This window comes from Bifidobacterium sp. ESL1130, assembly GCF_058507935.1.
This window is the reverse complement of record NZ_CP196379.1, coordinates 117,239-136,429: the sequence shown is the minus strand read 5'-3', so window position 1 is coordinate 136,429 and position 19,191 is coordinate 117,239. Positions and strand designations below refer to the sequence as shown.

Genomic DNA, 19,191 nt, shown 5'->3' with positions numbered 1-19,191 from the left:
TAGACCATGGGTGCCATCAGTTCATGAGAGCACCGGTCACCTCATTGAAATGACGCATACGGCCGTCGATTTTGCGCCAGCCTTTTGTCATCCACCCCATCACCGGATCATAGTACACGGTCTTGCCGCCGTTCGACGGCAGTTTCATCCATCCGTACACCGTAGCACCGGTGTAGGTGTTGAAGTAGTACCAGTTGTTGTCTATGTATTGCTCGCCAGTCACCATCTTGCCGTTGGCGGTGCTGTAATACACCCACTTGCCCCCGTTTGAAGTGAGATGTTCCCAACCGTGGGACATGGCACCGGTTGACTTGTTGAAGTAATACCACCCGCCGAACCGGTAGTCCTCACCGTATACCATTTTGCCGTTCTTGTCGTAACGCACCCATTTGCCACCGTTCGACCAGACGTGCACGTCCTTATTGACCGCCATATTGCCGTCGTTGCCGAAGTACCGCCACGCGCCATCAACTCGCTGTTCGCCATGCAGCATGTGTCCGCTCTTGTCGTAGTACACGCGCCGACCATCGGGAAGCGTCTGCCAACCCTTTACGAAGTTGCCGTTCGCGTCGAACCAGTACCAGCTCTTGCTGGATGGGTCATACACTTCCTTGGAGCGTGCGCGCACACCGTTGTCGAACCAGGCCTTCACACCGTTCACCGTCGCCCAACCGTTCTTACCGGGCTGATAGTCGCCGACTGGTACCAACCTGAACTGCTGATTGGCCTGCCCGTTCGCGGCCCACAGCTCAAGCTTGGTGCCTCGAGCGCTGTTGGCACCAGTGATGTCCCACACGCGGTTCTTGTTACCGGCGTACACCGATGCTATGTAACTGATACCGCTGTTGTTACGGTATATGGTCCATTTCTGATTGGACTGCCCGTTGGAGGGGAACTGCACTATCGCAGTACCGTTGCGCAGGGAAGGCCCTGACGCATCAGCCACCTTGCCGCTGTGCACGGCTTGGATGCTATACTGCCCGTTGCCAAGCCCTTTGAGGGCAAATTGCTGGTTGGGTTGACCGTTGTAGGTCCACGTGTCGAGCTGCACGCCGTTGTTGTGACTGCCTCCGGTCACGTCTGCTACCAGATATTTATTCTTGCTGCTGTATGCCGTAAGAATGTAGTAATTCCCGTTTTTCAGGTTGGTTACTTTGTTGCCCAAACTGTTCAGATTGACACCTGCCGGGTCGTAATCCACCCATTGCGCGTTGCCGAACGCATTGAGATCTACATTCCCGCTAATACCGGCTACGCCACCTTCGTTGGTGTACTGCCAACCGCGGTCATTTGAGGAATAACCAAACCCGGTACGTGCACCGTAGCTCGCCACCCATCGGGTCTTGGAACGGATATTATTCGAGTTCAACTCGTTGTTCAGGTACGAAGTGTAGGAATACACCGAAAGATTGTTGTACCCTGCGGCTTGCAAGCGGCTCCACCACGAATTGACAATGCCGTTATACACTCCCGGTGTGGTTGGATGTGTATGGCCTCGCCAAGTCCAGTTTTCCAAATCATAAAATACCGGATAACTTAAATCCGATGGCTTCACACCGGCCTGCCGCAGCAACGAGACTACGTTGTTGCCTTCTGCCGTAGCCGAGTTGTTGTCGTACGAATACGAGTAGAGGTAAATGCCGAAAGGAATCCCCAAACGCTTACATTCACTGATATTCCGTTGGGCTCTTTCATCGAAACCATTACCCCAACCGTAGCCGATGCGAATAATCGCGCCTTCCACACCGGAGTTCTTGACCGCATTCCAGTTAATTTCACCTTGATGCTCAGAGACGTCAATAACCCCCTTGGCTTGCTGCGCAAAGAGGTTACCACTTCGTTCAAAGAACGCCGGGGTGCCCTTGTATGACCCCCAATAGGCACCATACTGGTTGTTCTGCAATGCCGCATGCTCTACTTTTGGTTGTGCGGTGCTCGTGTTCAAGATTTGCGCAGGAAGCCGAGAAGATGCAACGTATGCGCTAGACGTTACAGCACCTTGTGCGCTGGTACCGGTACCAGCATGCACGTCTGCATTACCCTCCGCAGCATCAGTCTTGCCCACCTGCACCAATGAATCTTTTACCTTCTCAACAGCAACAGGAATGAAAGACTCACCATCAGTCTTCTGCAACGGATCAGGCTGTTGCTCCGGGGTGCCAACCAACGCCGGATCAGTAACTGTCTGGCCGGTCTCGATGTTCTTCAGCTCGCCATTCGGAGTCTGCACCAAATCCTTTGCAACCGCCACAGAATCGTCTGGAACGTTCTTGGCCACGTTGTCCGGAAGCGGTTGTGAAGGGTTGTCAGGCATCGAATCCGCAGTCGCCGTGGCCTGGTCGCCGATAGTAGAGACACCACCTTGCACACCGGACTGCATTTCACTGCTCTGCACTACAGTATCGCGCCCAGTTCCCTCAGCGGTTACACTCGCGGGCAGCGTGAACCCTGCGGTAACAAAAAGCGCCAAACATGAAACACTGCTTATCAACGACCGCACCAAAAATCCCATCATCGCACCCGCCTCTAACGTATTACATATGATTCCAAATCACAATCAACAACAAACAGGATTCATAATTTGGATATATTCTTTTCCCTATACCAAAAGTGTAAACTAAGCCCTCTAATTCCTCACGCTTGCAAAACCTTAATATTCAGCAATATTCAATTACTTTAAAAATAACGACATATTCGCACTATGCACACGTAAGCAAGCAGGAATCTAGCGAACGTTTTGAGTACTATTGACCGTGACGTAAGTCACGAATAACGTAAGGAGCAAAAGTGCACATACCAGTATTTTTCAAACGAGGCACAGCCCTCGCTGCAGCTCTGGCATTGACATGCGGAGCAGCATTTGTCGGCACGCAATCAGCCCAAGCAGCCACCGTTAATGAGACCACGACCAACCTGACCTACTTGCAGCAGCTGAACACTCTGCGTGGCAAATCACGCACACCGCTTACACAGGCACAGGTCGTCGCCGCCCAGAAAGCCGACAACAACTCGGTGATGAAGGAAAGCCAAGTTCCTCTCGAAGGTACAGATGGCAAACCACAGCCGGAACTCAAAGTCAATTCCGATCTCATGAAATGGGCTGAGACCCGTGCCACCGAGCTCGCCAACGCTGGCGGCAACCTGAGCCACGACAACATGTACAACGGAGCACCGGATTGGGCACAAGAAAAGGCATACAATCTTTTCCAGTCACCCAAGTACGAGAAAGGCGACGCTGCGTTCGGCCCTGAGGCGCTGGCGTTCAGCAGCGCAGGCTCCAGCCCGATTGATTTGTGGGCCAGCGAACTCAACGCCCAGCCGGGCAGCAAGCGACAGGGCTACGGCCACTACCTTACCGAGGTGAGTCCTCTCGCCAATATTGCAGGCCTAAGCTGCAAGACGGTTGAAAAGGGATCATTGACTGGCGGCACCGTCTGCGCGTTGGAAATCGGTTACGATGTCGGCAAGGGCACCACACAAACGGTGAGCGAAGCGGCCGCAGCCAACAAGCCTGACCCCAACAGGCCATCGTTGACCCGCCTGTCCGGAACACTTCGCTACGACACTGCTGGCATGGTTGCGAATGAAGCCTTCCCGAAGACAGCTTCAACGGTGGTGCTCGCCAGCGGCGGCAACTACCCTGACGCGTTGGCCGCCTCCGGTCTGGCTGGTGCGCTAGATGCCCCGGTCATGCTCACTGACGCCAATACGCTCTCCAATCAGGCCAAGGAACAGATTACCCGTTTGAAGCCGTCTCGTGTCATTATCGTCGGTGGTACTGCTGCAGTATCCACGAACGTGGAACAGGCTGTAAATAAGCTGGTTTCGGCGCAGAACGTGACCCGCATCGCCGGCAGTACCCGCTACAACACCGCCGCCAAAATCTACGAGCAGGCCGGACATTTGGGTGCAGAATGGTCTGATACGGCCATCGTGACCACCGGTGGCGGTTTCGCTGATGCGCTTTCCGTGTCCCCGTACGCCTATGCCAAGCACGCTCCCATTTTCTTGTCCGATAGCGCGACCGGCCTGGACGACCAGACTGTCGCGGATATCGCAGCATACAAGTTCAAGAAGGTAATTGTGGTCGGCGGCACTACCGCTGTCCCGGCTACCGTTGAGTCTCAGGTGAAGAACAACGGTGTGAAGAGCATCGACCGCGTGCAGGGCTGGAGTCGCTACGCCACCAGCGAGGCCATCGCCAAGTATGCCGTCAACGACGGTACTCTTGGAGTCTCCAACCCGGTGTTTGCCACCGGTGCCAACTTCCCTGACGCGCTTGCCGGCAGCAGTCTTGCTGGTTCCAAGAAGAGCGTGCTGGTACTCACCAACCCAGCTGATACCAACGATGCTGACGTGACGGCCACCCTGAACTGGATGAGCCAGAGCAAGGGCAGCATCAAGCATGGCTACGTCCTCGGCGGCGAGAACGCAGTAAGCTCAACTGTTGCTTCCACCATTGCTGACAAGCTCGCTCTCAACCTGCAGTAATTGCAAATAACTGCATAGCCAAACACCGGCTTTACTGGCCGGTACGGTCAACAGTAGGGGGTGTGCGCTATTACGCGCACACCCCTTTTACATACCTACAGCGGCATGGTGCTGTGCCTGCGAATACCAGAGTTATTGAGCATTCTTGAACCCTCGCAGGCAACAGCTGTTGAGCCGTACCAGCTTCTACTCGTAATACAGGTTTAAGGTAGCTGAGATATTCTGCGACGTCGACTTGCTCACTGCATTCTCACCGCCCAAGATATAGGCCTGCTTAATACTGGCCTTACTTTGCCCCAGCCAAGATAACGTAGCTGACACATCTTTATCGTTGGCGTCAGCCGGGTTGGTGAGTACCAGCACGCTCTTCTTGGAACCAGCAAGACTACCGCCTGCCAGAGCGTCAGGGAAGTTGGCGCCGGTGGCAAACACCGGGTTGGAAACCCCAAGCGTCCCATCCTTCACGGCATACTTAGCAATCGCCTCGCTGGTCGCGTAACGACTCCAACCCTGCACACGGTCTACAGTCTTCACTCCAGCAGACTTCATCTGTGTTTCTACCTTACTCGGCACAACCGTAGTGCCGCCAACAATGATGACCTTCTTAAAACCGTAAGACTTCAGATCAGACACCGTCTTGGAGTCCAATCCGTCCTGACTGTCAGCCAGGAAAATCGGAGCCTTCTTGGCGTAGGCGTACGGAGACACGGAAAGCGCGTCAGCGAAGCCGCCACCGGTACTCACAATGGCAGTATCGGACCACTTGGCACCAAGTACAGACTTACCTTGGCTCATAATCTGCGCTGCAGTGTCATAGCGCGTGCTCCCAGCAATACGCGTCACACCCTTCGGCACAAGCTTAACCACAGCCTGTTCCACGCTCTTCGATACCGCGCTAGTGCCACCAACAATAACCACGCGAGAAGGATTCAACCTAGTAATCTGGTCTTTAGCCTGGCTAGACAGAGTATTCTCATCAGTGAGCATGACAGGAGCATTCAACGAGCCAGCCAAACCAGACGCAGCCAAAGCATCAGGATAATTACCACCACTCGCAAGAACCACGGTTGAAGCTGTCTGTAGGAACGCCTCCGACACCACTTTACCCGCAGTATCATAACGAAGCTGACCGGAAAGACGCTTCAACGGACGATCCGTCACTACCTGACCGAACTTACCTTGGCAATCCTTACCTTGAATCGGAGAAAAATCAGTAATATAGTTATTACTCAAATCAAGCGTTGAATACTCATCTTGAGTGGGTTGCATCGCCTCAAGCAGCGCTCTCAACGGAGACACATCACGAATCTGATTGTGATCGAGCAACACATAGCTCAGGTTTGTCATTTTCGCCATCGCAGACAGATCCCGAATCTGATTACCGTTGAGTTCCAACTGCGTCAGCTTCGTTAAGCCAGCCAACGGCGAGATGTTCTGAATCTGGTTGTTGGACAAGGTGAACATTGACAGATTTGTCAGGCGCCGCAACGCAGACGTGTCAGTAATCTTATTATTTTGCAAGCCCAACAGTGTCAGCTTTGTCAACCCAGCCAACGGTGAGAGATCGACAATACTATTACCGGAAAAATCCAAGGACTCCAAGTTGGTGAATACTTGCATGCCCTGCAAACTTGCAATTTTGCTGTCACGCGCACCAAACGCAGTCGTATTGGCCACCTGGGCGCTGGTCAGCTTCGATGACACGGAAACATTGAACCGCGCGGCTACCGCACTCGCCAAATTCTTATCGGGGAAGCATTGACTGATAGTACTCACGCCCACGGTACAGGTAGAAGCAGCACGAACAATATCATCCGAATCACTACCTCGAGGACGCAGCGTCTCAACATGAGCAGCAGCCTGACCGCTCACCTCATCAGCAGACGCGGGCACAACACCCGCCAAACAACCAGCCAGCGCCACACTAGCTACAACACCAGCCACCAGTCTCTTGAATAATCCCCTATACCAACCTGCCATACCAGTCCCCCTCGCATACGAGAAACTATCCTGCCAACTCAACAGAACACGAGCAACACCTGTCACTCACACGCCATCTTACGCAGCTCTCATAGCAGCACGCCGACATCCACAACACCCACACACTCATACAACAGTTGAGGGCTAGCCATAACGTATACGCAGGCCAACCCTCAACCAAATAACTCAGCGTGAACTACTCAGCCTTCAACCCCAGCGACTTGGAAATCGTTTGAGACATTGACTTACTCACCGCACTCGTACCACCCAAAATGTAGGCCTGCTTAATCGAGGACTTACTCTGACCAATCCAAGACAACGTAGCCGTCACATCCTTATCCTTGGTATCCGCAGGATTAGTCAACACCAGTACACTCTTCCTGGAACCAGCCAAACTACCACCAGCCAAAGCATCAGGGAAATTAGCACCAGTAGCAAACACCGGATTAGAAACACCAAGCGTCCCATCCTTGACGGCATACTTGGCAATAGCCTCACTGGTCGCATACCTGCTCCAACCCTGCACACGATCCACGGTCTTCACACCACCGCTCTTCACCTGAGACTCAACCTTAGACGGCACAGCCTTGGCACCACCAACAATAATGACCTTCCTGAACCCACGAGCCTTCACATCGGACACCGTCTTAGCAGTCAAACCAGTCTTGCTATCAGCCAGGAAAATAGGAGCCTTCCTCACATACGAGTAGGGAGACACTGAGAGCGCGTCAGCAAACCCACCACCAGTACTCACAATGGCGGTGTCAGACCACTTCGCACCAAGCTTGACACCCTGCTCATAAATCATTGCAGCCGTATCATACCTGGTAGAACCAGCAACACGAGACACACCCTTAGCAGACACCAACTTAGACACTGCTTGTTCCACGTTTTTAGACATAGCACTAGTACCACCCACAATAACCACACGAGACGGCTTCAACCTAGTAATCTGATCTTTAGCCTGACTAGACAACGCAGTGGCATCAGTCAACATGACAGGCGCATTAAGAGCACCAGCCAAACCAGACGCCGCAAGAGCATCAGGATAATTACCACCACTCGCCAAAACAACCGTAGAAGCCCTACCCGGGAACGCCTCACTCACAACCTTACCCGCAGTATCATAACGCAAAGCACCAGCAAGACGGCATAGACCAGGCTGAGCAGCAGGCACAGCAGGAGTAGACGGCTGCGGCTTACCAACACTGGGCTGAGAAGACGAAGGCTTGCTAGGAGCCGGTTTGGAAGGCTGAGGCTTCGACGGAGCTGGTTGAGACGGAGTCGGCTTACTCGGCTGAGGCTTAGCAGGCTCGGTTACTGGCTTGCTTGGCTTGGCAGCCTGCACATACACCGCGGCTTGGGCCTTGTACTGGGAGACCCCAGCCGCCTTACCACCCACGTTGACCTTGCCGACCTTTTGCTTCGACCAGTTGACGCTGTCCCATGTCACGTTCTTCTGAGCAGAAGAACCGTCACTATATCGCACCGTCACCTGAGCAGGAAGCTTGGGCGTTTGGCCCTGGTCCACGGTCAGCTCGATGGGGTCAACCGAAACCGGCACAGCCACCACCGTCACCAATGCGTGCGCCTTCAGGGAAGCTGGCACACCGGCAACAGTACCGGACACATCAACCGCAGCAACGCTCTGGTGCGCCCAATCCACGTTCGACCACGTCACCGCCTTCATCGCAGTAGTACCATCGCTATAGGTCACCTTCACCTGAGACGGCAACGTGGGCGCCTTGCCCTGATCCACCGTCGCAGTCACCGATTCCACAGCAACCGGAATAGCATTCACCTTCACTTTGGCGAGCGCCTTCAGAGAAGCAGGAATGCCAGAGACCGTACCGGAAACGTTAACCGTACCAGGCTTCTGATTCGTCCAATCCTTAACCTCCCACGTCACGTTCTTTTTGACCGTGGAACCGTCACTATAGCGAACCGTGACCTGCGCGGGTAGGGAAGGAGCCTTGCCCTGGTCAACCGTTGCGCTAACCGGATCAACGCTCTGGGGGACAGCATTCACCTTCACCGAAGCAACCGCCTTCAGGGAGGCAGGAACACCAGCAACCGTACCAGGAACATCAACCATACCAACGTTTTGATGCGCCCAGTCCACAGTCTTATCCCACGTCACTGCCTTCATCGCCGTGGTACCATCGCTGTACGTCACCTTTACCTGGGCCGGCAACGTGGGCGCCTTGCCCTGGTCCACCGTCGCAGTCACGCGCTCTACTGACACCGGAACAGCCTTCACCGTTACCTTGGCGAGCGCCTTGAGCGACGTAGGAACGCCGACAACCACACCAGACACGTTGACCGTACCAACCTGCTGATGCGCCCAGTCCACAGTCTTATCCCACGTCACTGCCTTCATCGCCGTGGTGCCGTCGCTGTACGTCACCTTCACCTGAGACGGCAGGGGAGGAGCCTGGCCTTGGTCCACCGTCGCAGTCACCGATTCAACAGACACCGGGATGGCGACCACAGTCACCTTAGCGTGAGCCTTCAGCGATGCTGGAATGTCGGCAACCGTGCCAGGCACGTCAACCGTTCCAGGCTGCTGAGCCGCCCAATTCACTTCGTTCCAAGTCACGTTCTTTTGGACTGTGGTTTTATCGCTGTACGTCACCTTCACCTGAGCGGGCAGCTGGGGCGCTTGCCCTTGGTCCACGCGAGCTGTCACCGATTCTACGGAAACCGGCACAGCTTTCACTGTTACGTATGCGTGTGCCACGAGTGAGGGAATCCCCTCGATCGTGCCGGTCACATCCACCGTACCGGGTTGCTGATTCGCCCAGTCTACGGACTTCCAAGTCACGGTCTTCACCTTGGTGGAGCCGTCACTATAGGCGACTTGCACCGTTGAGGGAAGGTCTGGTCTTTGCCCCTGATTGGTGGTCGCCTGCACGCAGGTAGCCTCGATCGCAATCGCGTTAACGGTAACGATGGCGTGCACCTTCAGCGACCCAATGCCGGCGATGGTACCGGTAACAGTCACCTTACCGGGCTGCTGAGCTGTCCAATCCTTCACTTCCCAAGTCACGTTCTTGAGGACTACAGAACCGTCGCTGTACCGCACCTTGACCTGGGCGGGGAGCGCCGGTTTTTGCCCCTGATCAATGGCTACCACCACATCGCCAACGGCAGTCGGCACCGCTACCACAGTGACTGTGGCATGCGCCTTCAGCGCGCTGATGCCGTCGACCGTACCGTATACATCTGCAGTACCTGCCGACTGGTGCGCCCAATCTTTGCTCTGCCACTGGACCGGTTTCGAAGCCTGCGAACCATCACTATAGTGCACCGTAACGGTGGTGGGCAGCGACGGTGACTTGCCCTGATCGACTCGTGCCGTGACCTCATCGATTCGAGTGGGTACCACGACCACCTTCACCGTGGCTCGGGCCGTCAGCGACGGCTCACCAGCAACCGTACCGGTCACAGTGACAGTTCCGGCAGCCTGATGCGCCCAATCCAGCGCAGCCCAGGTCACATTCTTCATCTGTGCAGAGCCGTCACCGTAGTGCACCTTGACTTGGGCGGGAAGCGTCGGGCTCTTGCCTTGATCCGTGGTGGCACTCACCTCATCGGCCGACACGGCCACCGGCTTATATGTCACCTGCACATCAGGCGGGTTAGTGAGGCCGAAATTCTCCACTGGCCAATTCCTACCGCCAAACACCACCCAGGCTCGGTAACTAGCATCCACCCATACCGGCCTTAACTTCGCTTCAGAGGGAGAGTACGCAGGAATCGTCGCGCTGTCTGACCACGTGTTCCCGCCGTCTATCGACACCTTATACCCCGCCAGCTTGGGTACGGCAACGGCAGGCATTGGCCCGGTTGGGTTCCACGCGTCGCACAGACCGGTTATCGAGCCTGTACCCATCACGGCCGTAGCGGATCGTGTGCTGGCACCTGTTGAAGGACATGTGCTTCCGGAATATTGACGGTATGAACCGTAATAGCCAACTCGTTGCATCTGGGAGGCGAGAGGGGCCGGTTTGGCAGTGGCGACACCATTGGTATCAGTGACATTGACCTTGATGTTACGCTGCAGTACCGCCGACTTCTGGTGCTCGTTACTGAGAATGTAGTTCTTGCCGGCGGTAATAAGGTCTTTGATCATACGGTATTCCACCGATGTCTCCAAGCTGCTGTCGAGCATAGAATCGAAATTATCACGCTGATACTGCATCATCAACGGCCCATAGATGTTGACCATTCCAGTATTGTTTTCGTTGGGGTTATAGGTATCCTTCTGGCCATTGGCAGGGTGATTCAACCCCAAGAGGTGTCCCATTTCATGTTCAAGCGTGTTGGCCCAACTGCGCACCTGGTAATCAGCCCAGTTTTTCCGTGCACCTTCCTTCGTTGAGGAAGTGATGCATTCAGTAACGTAGCCACCGCATGAATAACCCCATGTCACTCCTACTCCGCGGTTTTTTGGGTCGGTATCGCTCTTCCTAGAGAATATGGAACCCACAATGATTCCCGTACTGGTCATTTCCTCGTCAAAATAAGCCATATCGTCGTCATATTGTTTTAGATTCAGATTAATGACGTACTGATTGGCGGAACCCGCATAAACATCGCTGCTAAGCTCGGCGAGCTGTATATACTGCAAGTAATCGCGCGTTGCATCGGCGGAAAACTTACCTGCCTCGCCACCGGAAACGAACGTGATCCGCGACTTCACGAGGAAGAAATCCTTGCCCAGCAACTTATTCCAACTATCCATCGCCAGTTGCAACGCACCGGTGTTCAAGAACGTACTCATCTTGGCGGTTACCGCTTCATCATCGAAAATGACGTGCGGCTTCCCGTCAATAATGGAAAGATGATCACCTGTGGCAGCATGCCACGCGGTTTGATTGTAAAGATCTGTGTTTCGGTAGCACAGGTGCAGCGACTTGCCTCCATCGTTGGAAGCGTTACACCAGAATGGTATCGCAGCCGTATAGTTCTGGCGCACGCCATCGATAGCCACATTGGCATCGCCAAAGGTATCGAAGTCTACAGCCATCGCGTCACCATCATATGAGGGAGACTGCTGCGGCACTTCCTGTTCTGCCGTATCAAGGAACGTGATACCCCGTGCTGCTGCGATTGGCGCTTCGCTACGTGCGCCGGCTGGCACATTCTCTGATGTACCTCCGCGCGGTTCAGCATCCGATTGCGCTTCCGGCCCGTCGACATGCCGCACACTCGGACCAGTACCGAGTACGTCGTCAATCTTATCGGTGATCAGATCATTGGGCGCGGCCTTCGTTCCCGTACTTTCCGCGCGGGACTCGCTAACGTCCGTAATCTTGGCTCCGCTCTCAAGCTCATCGGCCTGTGCCGGCAGAGGAACCGCCATCATCCCCACCGCCAGAAGTCCTGCGCAGAGCGCACCCCACCGTTGTTGCAGACTCTTCTTCTCTCGCATACAAAACTCTCCCTGAACCATAAATCAGACGAGCGTTCCCCGCACACACAACACCACTGCAGCAACCGGTAACAACAGCACTCAGCCTCAAACGAAGCTCACCGGCGATCTGCAGCTCGCAGCAGAATACCCAAAATGTGTTCTATGTCATACTATCAGGTCACATTCCGAATCTGCGGGACCATCGCCGGAACCAATTTCCCCTGCGGCCGATTGGCTGGAACCATAAGTACACTGAGAGACCATGAACATTACAGTTGTAGGCACCGGGTACGTAGGCCTTTCACTGGCCTGCCTGCTCGCACAGAACAATGCCGTTCGCGCACTCGACATCATCCCCGAAAAAGTCAACGACATCAACGCCGGCATCTCGCCGATTCGCGATGCCACCATCACCGAGTTCCTGCAATCAGGCAATCTTGACCTGGCAGCTTCCACCGATGCCGACTGGGCCTACGAACAGCCTGACTTCATCGTCATCGCCACGCCCACCAACTACGACGAGATCAAGAATTACTTCGATACGTCCTCCATCGAGCATGAGTTGAGCCGGTTGAGCGACCAGAGCTGCACGGCCAACATCGTCATCAAATCAACCGTGCCCGTGGGCTATACCGAAAAAATCTCGCAACAGTACCCGAACCTCAGCATCATATTCTCCCCGGAATTCCTGCGCGAGGGCCACGCGCTCGACGACAACCTGCACCCTTCCCGCATCGTGGTGGGGCTACCGCAGCGACGCGAGGAATCCTTGCACGAAGCCGGCGAGCAGTTCGTCGCCCTCCTCAAAGAGGGCGCCGCAGACCAGAACATTCCCAGTCTGGTTCTGCACTCCACCGAGGCGGAAGCCATCAAACTGTTCTCCAACACCTACCTGGCCGTCCGTGTCTCCTATTTCAACGAGCTGGACACGTACGCCGCCTCCCGCGGGCTGGATGCCGCACAAATCATCAAGGGCGTGGGGCTTGACCCGCGCATCGGCAGCCACTACAACAACCCATCCTTCGGCTACGGCGGGTACTGCCTGCCCAAGGATTCCAAGCAGCTGCTGGCCAACTACCAAGACGTGCCGCAAACGCTGATCAAAGCCGTGGTGGATTCCAACGAGACACGCAAAACGTTCATCGCCGACCAGATTGCCGAGCTCAAGCCGAAGAAGCTGGGCATCTACCGGCTGGTCATGAAGAAGGATTCCGACAACTTCCGCGCTAGTTCCATCCAAGACATCATGGCCAAGCTCGAAGCCAAAGGCATTGACTTTGTGATCTACGAGCCGCTGGCAGGCAGCGAATTCAATGGACACACTGTGGTGCGCGATTTGCAGGAGTTCAAACGCGACTGCGACCTCATCGTCTCCAACCGCATGACCGACGAGCTGCAAGACGTGGCCGGCAAGGTGTACACGCGAGACCTGTGGCACAGCGAAGAGTAACCGCAGCCTTCCCACAGTTTGGTGTATCGCATCAGCCGTGCACCAAACCTGCCGCGCGTACTGCAGCACTTAGGCACACGAGCCAACACACAGTAGGAGAGACATGCCCAACAACGACCGGCTTCACACGTGGCGCAACAAAGCACGCCGCTTAGGAACCCGAGCCGGCCGTATGCTGCGGCCGCGCCACCCGAAAATCATTGTGTCCATGACCTCGTACCCGGGGCGCATCGGCACCGTGCACACCGCCATTCAGTCGCTGTTTGCTCAGCGCACATTGCCGGACACGGTGGTGCTGTGGCTGTGCGAATCTCAGTTCCCCGGCCGCGAACGTGACCTGCCCGAGAGCTTGCGCGCGATGCTAGGGTTCGATGTGCAGGTGCGCTGGGTAGATGAAGATCTTAAGCCGCACAAAAAGTATTTTTGGGCCATGCAAGAGTTTGCCGACGACATCATCATTACCGTCGACGACGATCTGATTTATCCCAACACCATGATCAGCGAGCTCATGGCCTCATATGAGCGCTTCCCGAACGCCATCTCTGCCAGCCGCACGCATCTCATTACCTTCAACGCGGACGGCTCGCGTAAGCAGTACAGCGATTGGATCTATGAGGCTCCGCATTTCCACCCGGCCCTAGTAGGCCATCCTTCGCTGCGTTTCCTGGCCACCAGCGGCGCAGGTACGCTGTTCCCGCCGCACATTATGCCTGCGCAAACTTTTGACCCGAAGCGCATTATGGCACTGTGCCCCACCACGGACGACATCTGGCTCAAAATGATGCAACTGCAGGCGCCAGAGCCCATTCCCGTGGTGCCAGCCACCACCAACCAGCTCCTCACCTACGTGGAAGGCACGCAAGAAGAGGCCCTGTGCCACGAAAACACCGAGAATGGCGGCAACGACGCCGTGCTCGAGCGCATCATCACCGATTTCAACCAGCGCGGCGAGCAGTTCGACTTTGACCGCCTGACCCAAGACCCCAGCCTGGATGAGCTGTTATAGGGGTTGTGTGCTGGTGTGCGCACAACCCCTACAGCTCAGCAACAAATTACTCTTCGCGACACAGGTTCAAAGCATCCGAAATGGTGGCAGACATCCCCAAATTCACCGCGGTAGTACCACCTAGAATGTAAGCCTGTTTAACACTGCTCTTGCTCTGACCAATCCAGCTCAACGTAGCAGACACATCCTTATCCTTAATATCAGACGGATTCGTAAGCACCAGTACGCTCTTCTTAGAACCAGCAAGACTACTACCAGCCAACGCGTCAGGGAAATTAGCACCAGTAGCAAACACCGGATTAGAAACACCAAGCGTCCCATCCTTGACGGCATACTTAGCAATAGCCTCACTCGTCGCATACCGACTCCAGCCTTGCACACGATCCACAGTTTTCACACCGGCAGACTTTACCTGCGTTTCCACCTTGCTTGGTACTGCAGTGGTGCCACCGACAATGATCACCTTCTTGAAACCACGCGACTTCACAGCAGACACTGTCTTCGCAGTCAGACCGGTCTTACTATCAGCTAGGAAGATAGGAGCCTTCTTCGCATATGAGTAAGGAGATACTGAGAGCGCGTCAGCAAACCCACCACCGGTCGACACGATGGCAGTATCAGACCACTTCGCGCCAAGCTTCGACGAACCTACGCTCATGATCTGAGAAGCCGTATCATACCTAGTCAAACCCGCGATACGCGTCACACCCTTAGCAGGCACCAGCTTAGATACAGACTGTTCCACACTCTTAGACACAGCAGCAGTACCACCAACAATAATCACACGAGACGGCTTCAACCTAGTAATCTGATCTTTAGCCTGACTAGACAACGCAGTTGCATCAGTCAACATGACCGGAGCGTTCAACGCACCAGCCAAACCAGAAGCAGCAAGAGCATCAGGATAATTACCGCCACTCGCCAAAACAACCGTAGACGAAGACTTCGGGAACGCCTCACTCACAACCTTACCCGCAGTATCATAACGCAAGTTACCCGCAAGACGCTTCGGAGCCAGACCCGCATTCTGATGATCCGTCCATACTGCCCGGAACTTACCTTGGCAGCCCGCACCCTGAATCGGAGAAAAATCAGTAATATAGTTATAGCTCAAATCCAACCAAGAGCCGCTATTTGGTTTCATTGCCTCAAGGAGAGTCTTCAACGGAGACACATCACGAATCTGATTGTGAGCAAGCTGCAAGTTCGTTAGCTTCGTCAAACCCTTCAACGGAGACACATCACGAATCTGATTAGAAGAAAGACTCAAGTTTTCCATCAGATTCGTCAAACCAGCCAACGGCGACACATCACTAACCTGATTGTTAGAAAGATCCAACCACGTTAGCCTAGTCAAACCGCGCAACGAAGACACATCACGAATTTGATTGTTAGAAAGATACAAGGTTGTTAGCTTCGTCAAACCAGCCAACGGCGACACATCACTAACCTGATTGTTAGAAAGATCCAACCACGTCAGATTCGTCAAACCACGTAGCGAAGACACATCCTGAATCCGACTCTGGGCAAGAGCCAAAGAGGTTAGATTCTTCAAACCATACAGTGGCTTGAAATCAGTAAGATGCTCAGACCCTTCAAGATATACCTTTTTAAGCTTCGCTAAACCAGACAGCGGCGATATGTCAGTCCCAGCAAACTGTCCAGTTAATCCAAACTCAGTCATATTGGTGAATACTTGCACGCCTTCAATACTCTTAATAGGCTTAAGTCCATCAAGCAGACTCATGTCCCCGCCGCCAACACCATTTGTGGCAAACCACGTCACACTGTTAATCATCTTGCGAGTAAGTACAGAATCTAACTGCCCACCCGTCCTCCACGCTACCCGCTTGGCAAAATTGATATCCGGGAAGCACTGACGAATCGTAGACTTATCCGGCACACACGACGACCGAGGCGCTACGCTATCAGACTCAGACGAACCCGCACCCATCGAGCTATCCGCATCAGGCGTCACTGCCTTACTGCCAATGCTGTCTTCAGGCGCAACAGCAGCACCATCGCTGGACCCCTCGCTCGCAGCTCCAGTAGCTGCACCACCATCAGACTGGGGATTAGCAGACTGCTGACCATCAACATAAGGCGCCGTCACCCCAGACACAGCAGCACTATCCTGACCACTCACCTCATCAGCAGAGGCAGGAACAACACCCCCCAAACAAACAACCAACGCAGCACCAGCAGCAACACCAGCCACCAAACCCTTAGACACATTTCGATACCAAGACACCACAAACACTCCCTAACAAATAAAAGGAAAGTCTCTCCCACCAACCACACAGTCAGCAGAACATGAACAGCAACACACACCATCCACGTGACCCAGCTTACACACCCCACCCAGCCAACACACAAACAACCAACAACCAAACCACCGCTAACAATCAAAATCAACAACGCCCACACATGCACGCGCGTGCAGAATCGTCACACCAGTGTGCCGATTCACTATCTCCGCAAGACCAACCGTATTATTTGCCGGAATCTATTCCTGACCATAAACAGTTGAGGGCTGGCCGTGCGCTGCGCACGGACCAACCCTCAACTAGTTAACTGCTATTGCCGCAATAGCTACGGCAGTTGCAGATTACCGCTCTTCAGTGGCGTAGAGGAAGGACGAGATATCAGACGATATGCTCTTGCTTACTGCACTAGTGCCACCCAAAATGTAGGATTCCTTAATGCCGGTTCTGTTCTCGCTCATCCAGTCGTACGCATTGTACACATCAGAATCCCAACGGTTACTTGAGTTCACCAGTATGAGCATGGATTTCTTGGAGCCAGCCAAACTGCTGCCCGCAAGCGCATCAGGGAAATTACCACCCGTGGCAAACACCGGAGAAGAGAACCCAAGCGTCTTATCAGCCACACCATACTTAGCAGCAGCAAGACTGGTCGCATACCGAGTCTTACCCTGCACACGATCCACACTCTTCACGCCAGCAGACTTCAACTGAGACTCCACCTTCGCAGGCACAGCAGCAGTACCACCAACAACCACAACCTTGGTAAACTTACCGCTCTTCACCGTATTGATCACGCTCTGGCTCAACCCGGTCTTACTATCAGCCAGCAGCACCGGAGCATGCTTCGCATACGCATACGGAGACATCGAGAGTGCGTCAGCGAAGCCGCCACCAGTGGTCACCACAGCGGTGGAAGCCCACTTGGCACCAAGAGACGACTTACCTTTGCTCATAATCTGAGCAGAAGTATCATAACGAGTAGAACCCGCAATACGAGACACACCCTTAGCCGGCACCAACTTAGACACCGCCTGCTCCACACCCTTAGACACAGCACTCGTACCACCAACAATAATGACACGAGACGGCTTCAGACGAGTAATCTGAGACTTAGCCTGAGCAGACAGTGAGCTTGCATCAGTAAGCATCACCGGAGCATTCAACGCACCAGCCAAACCAGACGCCGCAAGAGCATCAGGATAATTACCACCACTCGCCAAAACAACCGTAGAAGCCTTACCCGGGAACGCCTCACCAACAACCTGACCCGCAGTATCATAACGAAGGTTACCAGAAAGACGCTTCAGCAGAGGGCGCTGCCCATCAGTATAGACCTTGGCAAACTTGCCTTGGCAAGCCTTGCCCTGGATGGTTTCGATATTAGTAATATGGTTGTAGCTGACATCAAGCGAAGAATACTTGTCAGTATAAGGCTTCATGGCAGTAAGCATCGTCTTTAGCGGCGAAATATCCTTGATCTCGTTAGAGCTTACAAACAAAGTAGTGAAGTGTGTGAGACCGGAGAGCGGCGAGACATCAACAATCTTGTTGGAGCTTACGTACAGCGTCTGCAGTTTGGTGAGACCACGAAGAGGTGAAATATCAACAATTTTATTGTCCATCACGCTCAAATAAGTTACATTGGTCAGGCCACGAAGCGCAGAGATGTTCGCAATCTTATTGCTGCCTGCCTGCAACTCGGTTAAGTTAGTGAGACCAGAAATCGGCGATAAATCACTGACTGTATTACCAATGATGCTCAATTGCGTCAAATTGGAGAGCTTACGCAGAGGAGACAGATTGCTCACTTTATTGTAGTTCAGATACAACTCGGTCAACTTGGTCAGACCGCTCAAAGGAGACAGATCGCTGATTGAGTTGCTGCTAGCGTACAACCGGGTCAGGTTAGTCAACACCTGAATGCCCTGCAGGCTGGTAACCTTCGCTTGGATGATAGATACGGAGCGCACCTTCGCAGCTTGCGCGCTCGTCAGCTTCGACGACACCGCGACATTCAACTCTGCAGCCACAGCACTCGCCAAATTCTTGTCGGGGAAGCACTGACTAATGGTGCTGGTACCGGGCTTGCACGTGGATGCAGCCCTGGTGAGGTCACTATCGGCTTCCGGCTCTTCGGCCTGAGCTGCCGGGGCTGCGGGAGCCTGAGGCTGCGCATCCTGGGCCTGAGGAGCAGCAGGCTGCTGACCATCAGCCGGTGCCTCGGCCTCGGGAGCTTGCGGTTCCACAGGCTCGACACCAGGTGTATTCACATCGGCCTGACCCGCCTGAGACGAGTCAACATCGCCCGGTGCGATAGTGTTCAGGTCAGCGGAAGAGTTACCCGCCTCTCCTTGCTGAACTTCAACCTGCGGTGCGTCAGCCTCATCAGCCTGAGCCGAAGACACTCCCACACCCAGTCCGCCTAGTAACGTTGCGGCAGCAACAAGAGCAGCCGTCCATTGTTTTGATCTACGCATATGCCACTGCGGCATGTGTGCTCCTTCATCTCAGATATTTCTCTGGTACCGGCACAACCCGCCTCCGGTGCATGGGCAACAGCACCCACACTGTGACCCAT

At 54.3% G+C, this 19,191-nt stretch carries 8 protein-coding genes; 3 read left to right on the top strand and 5 right to left on the bottom strand.

All coding sequences use genetic code 11. The features are described from left to right. Positions 1-16: 16 nt before the first annotated feature. Positions 17-2,380, bottom strand: coding sequence for an RICIN domain-containing protein (locus ACSYSO_RS00470; RefSeq protein WP_489760285.1), 2,364 nt, complete (start codon positions 2,378-2,380; stop codon positions 17-19). Between the two features lie 407 nt (positions 2,381-2,787). Here ACSYSO_RS00470 and ACSYSO_RS00465 point away from each other — a divergent pair, with 407 nt between their 5' ends. Beyond that, a complete protein-coding gene (locus tag ACSYSO_RS00465) occupies positions 2,788-4,491 on the top strand; it encodes a cell wall-binding repeat-containing protein (protein WP_491701783.1) in 1,704 nt (567 codons plus the stop codon). Positions 4,492-4,677: 186 nt separating this feature from the next. Here ACSYSO_RS00465 and ACSYSO_RS00460 read toward each other — a convergent pair whose 3' ends face one another. After that, entirely contained in the window at positions 4,678-6,471 is a 1,794-nt protein-coding gene (locus ACSYSO_RS00460; RefSeq protein WP_489760267.1) for a cell wall-binding repeat-containing protein, read from the bottom strand. A gap of 196 nt (positions 6,472-6,667) precedes the next feature. Then, a complete protein-coding gene (locus ACSYSO_RS00455) occupies positions 6,668-11,908 on the bottom strand; it encodes an Ig-like domain-containing protein (RefSeq protein WP_489760268.1) in 5,241 nt (1,746 codons plus the stop codon). Between the two features lie 244 nt (positions 11,909-12,152). Here ACSYSO_RS00455 and ACSYSO_RS00450 point away from each other — a divergent pair, with 244 nt between their 5' ends. Both ACSYSO_RS00450 and ACSYSO_RS00445 read left to right on the top strand, forming a co-directional pair. After that, the gene (locus ACSYSO_RS00450; protein WP_489760269.1) at positions 12,153-13,340 is read left to right on the top strand and encodes a nucleotide sugar dehydrogenase; all 1,188 of its coding nucleotides are present in this window, start codon (positions 12,153-12,155) and stop codon (positions 13,338-13,340) included. A gap of 103 nt (positions 13,341-13,443) precedes the next feature. Then, a complete protein-coding gene (locus ACSYSO_RS00445; RefSeq protein WP_489760270.1) occupies positions 13,444-14,346 on the top strand; it encodes a glycosyltransferase family A protein in 903 nt (300 codons plus the stop codon). Between the two features lie 46 nt (positions 14,347-14,392). Here the strand turns inward: ACSYSO_RS00445 and ACSYSO_RS00440 are convergent, their stop codons facing one another. Both ACSYSO_RS00440 and ACSYSO_RS00435 read right to left on the bottom strand, forming a co-directional pair. Continuing rightward, positions 14,393-16,600, bottom strand: coding sequence for a cell wall-binding repeat-containing protein (locus ACSYSO_RS00440; RefSeq protein ID WP_491701782.1), 2,208 nt, complete (start codon positions 16,598-16,600; stop codon positions 14,393-14,395). Between the two features lie 354 nt (positions 16,601-16,954). After that, positions 16,955-19,105, bottom strand: coding sequence for a cell wall-binding repeat-containing protein (locus ACSYSO_RS00435; protein ID WP_489760272.1), 2,151 nt, complete (start codon positions 19,103-19,105; stop codon positions 16,955-16,957). Between the last annotated feature and the right edge of the window lie 86 nt (positions 19,106-19,191).